This is a genomic window from Kribbella sp. NPDC051952, assembly GCF_040680855.1.
Classification (GTDB): Bacteria; Actinomycetota; Actinomycetes; order Propionibacteriales; family Kribbellaceae; genus Kribbella.
This window is the reverse complement of the sequence record NZ_JBFAXQ010000017.1, coordinates 181685-189560: the sequence shown is the minus strand read 5'-3', so window position 1 is coordinate 189560 and position 7876 is coordinate 181685. Positions and strand designations below refer to the sequence as shown.

At 68.1% G+C, this 7876-nt stretch carries 7 protein-coding genes and 1 tRNA gene; 2 read left to right on the top strand and 6 right to left on the bottom strand.

Annotation, left to right across the window (positions count from 1 at the left end; genetic code table 11):
- Positions 1-149: 149 nt before the first annotated feature.
- The 3 genes from AB0L70_RS28690 to tenA all read right to left on the bottom strand — a co-directional run bounded on the left by AB0L70_RS28690 (position 150) and on the right by tenA (position 2489).
- A tRNA-Lys gene (locus AB0L70_RS28690) sits at positions 150-222 on the bottom strand.
- A 59-nt stretch (positions 223-281) separates the two neighbouring features.
- Positions 282-1826, bottom strand: coding sequence for an NAD(P)/FAD-dependent oxidoreductase (locus AB0L70_RS28685; protein WP_363689505.1), 1545 nt, complete (start codon positions 1824-1826; stop codon positions 282-284).
- Positions 1827-1829: 3 nt separating this feature from the next.
- Positions 1830-2489: a thiaminase II gene (gene tenA, locus AB0L70_RS28680; protein WP_363689503.1), complete on the bottom strand. Its 660-nt coding sequence runs from the start codon at positions 2487-2489 to the stop codon at positions 1830-1832.
- Positions 2490-2580: 91 nt separating this feature from the next.
- On the opposite strand from tenA, the gene AB0L70_RS28675 reads away from it, so the two are divergent.
- Positions 2581-4281: an aminotransferase class V-fold PLP-dependent enzyme gene (locus AB0L70_RS28675; RefSeq protein ID WP_363689501.1), complete on the top strand. Its 1701-nt coding sequence runs from the start codon at positions 2581-2583 to the stop codon at positions 4279-4281.
- On the opposite strand, the gene AB0L70_RS28670 is transcribed toward AB0L70_RS28675, so the two are convergent.
- Complete coding sequence (locus AB0L70_RS28670) at positions 4271-5002, bottom strand: lipoate--protein ligase (RefSeq protein WP_363689499.1); 732 nt, start codon at positions 5000-5002, stop codon at positions 4271-4273. The genes AB0L70_RS28675 and AB0L70_RS28670 overlap by 11 nt on opposite strands.
- Positions 5003-5032: 30 nt before the next feature.
- Between AB0L70_RS28670 and AB0L70_RS28665 the strand changes: the two genes are divergently transcribed.
- Complete coding sequence (locus AB0L70_RS28665; RefSeq protein WP_363689497.1) at positions 5033-5710, top strand: DUF429 domain-containing protein; 678 nt, start codon at positions 5033-5035, stop codon at positions 5708-5710.
- On the opposite strand, the gene AB0L70_RS28660 is transcribed toward AB0L70_RS28665, so the two are convergent.
- Both AB0L70_RS28660 and AB0L70_RS28655 read right to left on the bottom strand, forming a co-directional pair.
- Entirely contained in the window at positions 5707-6795 is a 1089-nt protein-coding gene (locus tag AB0L70_RS28660; RefSeq protein ID WP_363689495.1) for an ankyrin repeat domain-containing protein, read from the bottom strand. The two genes, AB0L70_RS28665 and AB0L70_RS28660, sit on opposite strands and share 4 nt — an antisense overlap.
- Before the next feature lie 77 nt (positions 6796-6872).
- Entirely contained in the window at positions 6873-7826 is a 954-nt protein-coding gene (locus tag AB0L70_RS28655) for a gluconolaconase (RefSeq protein ID WP_363689493.1), read from the bottom strand.
- Positions 7827-7876 lie beyond the last annotated feature (50 nt).

Genomic DNA, 7876 nt, shown 5'->3' with positions numbered 1-7876 from the left:
ATGTGATGTGACGCATAGTCACGATCACATGAAGGTCTGGTCGACCGTCAGTGCGGCCGCGCCGAGCTGTTGCTAAGGCAAAAGAGGTGAGTAAGAGGTGACCTGCAGACATGAAGAAGCCCAGGCCACCTTGGTGACCTGGACTGTTGTGCGCCGCCAGGGACTCGAACCCCGAACCCGCTGATTAAGAGTCAGCTGCTCTGCCAATTGAGCTAGCGGCGCGCTTGGTGCTTTCGAACGAAGAGGATCGTAGCAGGGCGGCGGGGGAGATGCGAAATCGGTTAGCGGGTGAGGATGGTCATGGCGGCGTTGTGGCCGCCGAGGCCGGAGACGGCGCCGCCCCGGCGGGCTCCGGAGCCGCAGATCAGGAGGTTGGCGACGTCGGTTTCGGTACCCCAGCGGCCGGTGTCGGCGGGGTCGGTGGCCCAGGGCCACTGCAGGTCGCCGTGGAAGATGTGACCGCCTGGCATGCCGACGGATTCCTCGATGTCGTACGGCGTTTTGGCCTCGATGCACAGGTTCCCGTCGGCGTCGCGGGCGATGCAATCCTCCAGCGGTTCGGCCAGGTAGGAATCCAGTCCGGCCAGCACGCGCTGCGTCGCGAGCTCACGGGTCGAATCGTTGTCAGAGGCAAACAAACGGGCCGGGAAGTGGACCCCGAAGACGGTCAGCGTGTGGTGGCCGGAGGCAATCAATTCCGGTGACAGGATCGACGCGTCGGTGAGGGAATGGCAGTACACCTCCGACGGCGGCGTCGGAGGCAGGGCGCCGGAGGCCGCGGCCTGGTACGCCGACTCGAGCTGGCTGTAGTCCTCGTCGATGTGGAAGGTGCCGGCGAAGGCACGGGTGGGATCGTCACCGGTCCTCAACGCGGGCAGCCGGCGCAGCAGGAGGTTGATCTTCAACTGCGAGCCCTCAGGACGCACACCGGCGTCTTGACCACGCAAAGTCGCCAGTGTGGCCGGTGCGACGTTCGAGAGGACGTACGAGCAGTCGACGGACCGCTCTCCGTCGCCACCGAGCCACGTGACGGACCCACGCACGCCATCGGCCTGCACCGAGGTCACCGAGGCGTTCGTGACCAGTACGGCGCCCGCCCGGCGTGCTGCATAAGCCAGCGCGTCGGTGACGGCTCCCATGCCACCCACAGGCACCCGCCACTCACCAGTGCCGTTGCCGATGAGGTGGTAGAGGAAGCACCGGTTCTGGATCAGCGACTCGTCGTGCAGCCCGGCGAACGTCCCGATCACCGCGTCCGTCGCAACCACGCCGCGGACGGTGTCGTCGGCGAACCGCCGTTCGATCGTCTCGCCGAGGGGCCGTTCGATCAGTTCGTCCCACAGCGGGGAATCGACTTGGGACTGAAGGGCGGCGGCGGGCTGCAGGGGCTCTAGGAGGGTGGGGGCCACAACACTGGCCAATGAGCTGACGGCGCCGTAGAACGACGTCCAGGACTCGTAGTCGGAGTCACTGCCTGTCAGGGCCTTGAAGGCAGCCCGTGTCGCCGCACCCTCGGGGCGCTCGACCATCAGGCCGACGTCGCGTCCAGAACGGCGTACGGGGGTGTACGACGCGACTGCGCGCGAGCGGAGCTGCAGTGACAGGCCCAGGTCGGCGACGATCTTGTCGGGGAGCAGGCTGACCAGGTACGAGTAGCGGGACAGGCGCGCGTCGACACCCGGGAACACCTGCTGGCTGACCGCTGCGCCGCCAGTGTGGGGCTGTTGCTCCAGTACGAGCGTCGACAGCCCGGACTGGGCCAGATAGGTGGCGGCGACGAGCCCGTTGTGCCCGCCTCCGACGATCACGACGTCATAGAAGTCCATCAATCACACCGGCCAATCGAGCTGGTTGTACGCGGCGTCCCAGAACATCCATTCGTAGCGGCATGTGGTAGCGAAGTGCTGATGACAACGTTGACGCTCCGACGCGCTCACGTCCAGTCCGTCCGTGACCGCCAGGACGGACTCCACCACCGCGTCGAACTCGTCGGACCCGTACGTCGCCATCCACTCCTGGTACACCGGCTCCGGCGAGGACCGCTTCAGCAGCTCGCGCCCGACATCGCGGTAGATCCAGTAACAGGGCAGTACGGCGGCCACAGCCTCGGCGTACGTGCCCGTCGCGCACACAGCGGTCAGATAGGACATGTACGCCGTAGTCGTCGGTCCGGACCCGGCTGCGTCGACATCGGCGGGCGTCAGTCCTAGTGACTCCAGCAGCGACGTGTGGAGTGAGCGCTCGACCGCTATGGCGTTGGCGGCGTGCAGGGCGAACATACTGACCGCGTCCTCGTCCGGCGCCCGTCCTGCGACCAGAGTGAGCGCTCGCGAGTACGCACGCAGGTAGTGGCTGTCCTGGACGATGAAGTAGCGGAATGCGTCTCGGTCGAGGGTCCCGTCGGTCAGACCGGTGATGAACGGGTGCCGCACGATCTCGTCGTACACCTTGGCCCCACCGTGGTCCCACAGCTCGCCGGAGAACGTCATCCCAACTCCTTGCCTCGACTGGGACCGACCTTATCCACAGGACGTGACGACGACACGCGACGTAGATCACTCGAACGCCGTACGCTGAGGCATGAACATCCAGGCGGACATGCCGCCGGATACGCCGCTACTGCGGCGGATTCGCGCGTCGGTGATCGGGGACGATCAGGTGATGCCGGGGCCGTACGGTCCGCGTCGGGTCACGTACGCCGACTACACAGCGTCGGGACGCGCCCTGACCTTCCTGGAGGACTTCATCCGCGAGGAGGTCCTGCCGCGGTACGCGAACACCCACACCGAGTCCAGCGGGACCGGCCTGCAGACCACTCGCCTGCGTGAGGACGCTCGCAAGATCATCCACCAGAGCGTGGGTGGCGACGACCAAACCGCACTGATCTTCTGCGGGTCCGGTGCGACCGGTGCGATCGACAAGCTGATCGGCATCCTCGGTCTGCGCATCCCGGCCGAGCTGGACGACAAGTACCACCTGACCGACCAGATCCCGCCGGACCAGCGCCCGGTCGTGTTCATCGGGCCGTACGAGCACCACTCCAACGAGCTCCCGTGGCGCGAGTCGATCGCGGACGTGGTCCTGATCAGCCAGGACCAGGACGGCCACATCGACATCCCGCAGCTCGAGCAGCGCCTGATCGAGTACGCCGATCGCCCGCTCAAGATCGGCTCGTTCTCCGCCGCCAGCAACGTCACCGGCATCGTCAGCAACACGCAGCGGGTCTCCGCCCTGCTGCATCGGTACGGCGCTCTGTCGTTCTGGGACTGTGCTGCGGCCGCGCCGTACGTGGACATCCAGATGTACGGCGACGGCCCGCTGGAATACAAGGACGCGATCTTCCTCAGTCCACACAAGCTGATCGGCGGTCCGGGGACTCCCGGCGTTCTGGTCGCCCGACGCGAGCTGCTCCGCAACCGGGTCCCTGACGTGCCCGGCGGCGGGACAGTCGCGTACGTGAATCCGCTGGAGCACCGCTACCTGGACGATCCGGTGCACCGGGAGGAGGGCGGCACGCCGGCGATCATCGGGTCGATCCGGGCCGGGCTGGCGTTCCAGCTCAAGCAGGCGGTCGGGATCGACGTGATCCGCGCGCACGAGGACGCGTACCTGCGCCGTGCCGTCGAGGCGTGGAAGGACGAGCCGAGCCTGCAGATCCTCGGCAATCTGGATGCCGAGCGGCTGTCGATCGTGTCGTTCGTGGTCAAGGCGCCCTCCGGTCGGTACCTGCATCACAACTTCGTCGTCGCGCTGCTGAACGACCTCTTCGGCATCCAGTCCCGGGGCGGCTGCTCGTGCGCGGGGCCGTACGGGCACACGCTGCTCGGCATCGACCTGCAGCGCTCACACGAGTTCGCCGAGGAGGTCCTGCACGGCTGCGAAGGCATCAAGCCCGGCTGGGTCCGGGTGAACTTCAACTACTTCATCTCCGAGGCCGTCTTCGCGTACGTCGTAGAAGCCGTCAAGCTGGTCGCCCGCGACGGGTGGCGCCTGCTGGGCGACTACCGCTTCGACCCCGCGACCGGTCTGTGGCGCCATCACCGCGGCCCGGTTGAGCCACCGATGCGCCTGTCCCAGGTCGGGTACGACGCCGACGGCAAGCTCAGGTATCCACGCCACGACCACACTGCCCCCGAGTCCGCTCTCCAGGACTACCTGGCCGAGGCACGCGAGCTGGTCGCCACCTGTCAGGGGTCCAGCGTCGAAACCGAAGGGCAGGTCAACACGGAGTTCGACCACCTCAGGTGGTTCGACCTGCCGTCCCGCTGTCTTATTCGCTGACGCGGTGGTCGGCGGCGAGTGACTTCGCCAGGTCGAGGGTTGCGTCGTCCAGGGGCTGCGGAGTGGTCGCGCCGTACGCGTCGAGGAGGTGGCGCTCGACGCTGTCCACAGTCAGGTCCGGCACCTCCGTCGAGAGCGAGCCGACGGACACCGGGTCGAAGGGGAGCTCCAGATGCCGGTAGACGTCGGTCAGGAGCGGGCGGAGTCGCTCGTCGTCGCCGGTGACCACCAGTGCGCTGAACAGCCAGCCGTTGGGTACGACGCGTTGCCCGGTGCCGACGAGTTTCACCACGCCACGCGCGTTGATGCTCTGGGCGCCCGGACAGTACTCACCAGGCACAGGTCCCACCCGCGCGTCGATCCCGAGTGTCTTCAGCACGTCGGCGTACAGCGACCCGTAGTAGGTGAACCGGGTCTGCATCCCGTCCGGTGCCAGCGGCTCCCGCTTGACGTGGTCGACCACCAGCGCCTGGCTTGTGTAGGCGACCGGACGTCCACCGACAGCCCGCACCAACGGCTCGAACCCAGCGGCCCGAGCGGCCGCGACTGCGGCTCCGAACCCAGGCAGCCGCGTGTCCCGCCGCCCGAACACCACCACCGGCTCGGACGGCCGGTAGACCCGCAGAGCCTCCGTCACTTCACCGGCCGACACCCGCCGGACCAGCGCGTGCCCGACCGCCAACTCAACAGCCGCATCACCGGCGCCACCCTGAACCCACACACCTCAATCGTGTCACGCTACGTTGCTGGCGTGGACAACGCTCGGGTGCTGGGAGTGGACGCCTGCAGGAAGGGGTGGATCGGGGTCGCGGGGGACTTGCGGGCGTACTTCGGCCGCACGATCGGGGAGCTGGTCGAGCGGGCTTCGATGGATGGCGAGCTTGCGGTCGTGGGGATCGATATCCCGATCGGCTTGCCGTTGGTGGGGATTCGGCAGGCGGAGAAGCTGGCGCGCAAGGTGGTGGGGCGGCGGTCGTCGTCGGTGTTCCCGGTGCCGGCCCGGCGAGCGGTCGAGGCCGCCGACTATGCGGCGGCCTCGGCGCTGAACCTGGAGGCGACCGGGAACAAGCTCAATCGCCAGTCCTTCGCCCTGGCGCAGAAGATCCTGGATGTCGACCGGTGGACAGCGCCTTGTCCGGTGATCGAGGTGCATCCCGAGGTGAGCTTCGCGACGATGGCCGGGCGGCCGTTGATGTATTCGAAGTCGACCTGGGCGGGCGGCGAGGAGCGGCGGCGGCTGCTCGAGTCGGTGGGGATGGGGATCTCGGGCGACATCGGGCCCGCGGGCAGGGAAGCGGGCGTCGACGACGTACTGGATGCGGTGGCGGTGGCGTGGACGGCGAAGCGGTACGCCGATGGACGCGCCCTGTCGTATCCGGATCCGCCGGAGGTCCTCGACGACGGGTCGTCGGCGGCTATCTGGGCCTAATGCGCTCCTGCCGACCGCAAAACGTTGGCGATGTCGTCGTAGCCGTGGGACTTGGCGTGCTGCAAGGGCGTGACTCCGTCGGCGTCGGCGAGGTTCACGTCCGCGCCGGCGGCGATGAGGATCGTGACGATGTCCTGCCAGGGCTGGGTGCCTTTGCCGAGGATGACGGCCTCGAGGAGGGCGGTCCAGCCGAGGTTGTTGACGTGGTTGACGTTGATGCCGGTCTGGACGACGCGGCGGACGTAGTCGACGTGACCGCGTTCGCTGGCCGGGATGACGGAGACGCCGCCGTAGCGGTTGCGGAGGGTCAGGTCCGGCTTGGCCGGCAGCAGGGTCTCGAGCATCGCAACGCTGCCTGTGACGCCGGTGACGAGCCAAGCCGAGTCCTGACGGTCGTCCTGCGCGTCGGGGTCGGCGCCCAGCCCAACCAGCAGCCGTGCCACCTCAACCCGGTCGTTGAGGGACGCCAGCAGCAGTGCGGTACGGCGGTTGTCATCGCGGGACTCCAGTGGCGCACCGGCGGCCAGTGCGGCGGCAGCCTCGTTCGCGTTGGTTGCCCCGAGCAATGCGGCCACAGGGGAGTCAGGGCGCTTGGTGGCAAGCACAGCAGCCACCTCGGTCTGCCCGAGCTTCGTAGCGCCCTGGACCGGCATAGTGCCGTCCTGTTCGGCCGGCTTGTTCCGGTCGGCCCCGGCGGCGATCAGGAGCCGCACAGTGTCGACGTACTGCGGTGTGCCCTTTCCGAGCAGGACAGCTTCGTGCAGTGCGGTCCAGCCCAGCCGGTTGACGTGATCGACCGTCACGCCGGCCTGGAGCAGCCGCCCGACCACAGCGGCGTGACCCCGTTCAGCCGCGCGGATGAGCGCTGTACCGCGGTAGCTGTCGAGGCTGCGGATGTCGGCGCCGTGCTGCAGGGTGAGGTCGAGGAGTTCGACGTACCCCTCACTCGCGGCGATCAGGAATGCGCTCTGCACGGTGTCGTCGACCGCATTGACGTCCGCGCCGGCGGTGATGAGCCGGCCGGCTTCGGCGACGTCGTTCTTCCAGGCGGCGGCGATCAGTTGCTGGTTGAGGTCGGTCGGCACGGGAGACGTCCTTGCACTTGAGTGGGCGGGGGAACACGCGGCGGTTATCAGGATGATGGCTACTGCCAGGATGCGCTTCATCGGCGCGGCGGGTTCAGCGTGATGACCTGGTACGGCGGTACCGCGGTCGGCTCGTCGAACTTGCTGTCGACCAGCAGCAGGCGGCCCTGTGCGAGCTTGGCGGTCGTGAGAACGCGCGAGGGGTCAGTGGGCGTCGCCGAGACGAGCCGCGCCTTCCGGCCGTCCGCGGACAGGTCCAGCGTGGACAGCACTCGCGAGAAGTTCCGCACGACCCACAGCCGCCGCCCGTCCTGCACGAGCCCGTCGGCGTTGACGAGATCCGCCCCGCCCGCGTCGATCGCCGAAACCGCGCCGGTCCGCAGATCGAACCGCCACAGCTTCCCGACGTTGCCCTGGGCCACCACCAGCGCACGCCGGTCCGGGGACAGCACGATCCCGCCGAGGTTGAAGCCGGTGGTCACTGGGATCGTCGCGGTCGCATCCACCCAGCTCCGGATGCTCCAACGCCCGCGCGTCTCACTGACCCGGAACACCTGTGCCGCGTTCGAGTTGGTCACGTACGCCGCTCCGTCCGGCCCGATCACGAGGTCGTTCAGGAACGCGTTCGGTACGCCGGTCCGAAGCGCGGCCAGCAACCGCCCGTCCCGGTCATAGACCCACAGGTCCGGCGCACCCGAGTGATCGATGCCGTTGGGCCCACCTGCGACGTACACGCGACCCCTTGCGTCGACCGTGACCCCGCGCGCGGTCCACCGGCCGTCGGTGCCGTCGCCCTGTAGCCACTCGGTCGCGGCGGCGGATCGGAGGTTCCCGCGGTGGATCTCGCCGCCGGTGGTCTCCGACACGTAGTACCGCTGCGTGTGAGCGTCGTACCCGATGCCCTCGAACTTCGAACCGCCCGCGTCGCCGGGCAGGTCGTAGACACTCGGCCGGGCGGACGCCGTGGGTACGCCGACGCCGAGCAGCGCGGCGGACAGGGCAAGAGTCGCGGACAGGGAGCGGACGGACATGAGGACTCCTCAACAATCGGTGGATTGCTTCCAGCCTGGTCCGGTGCGGA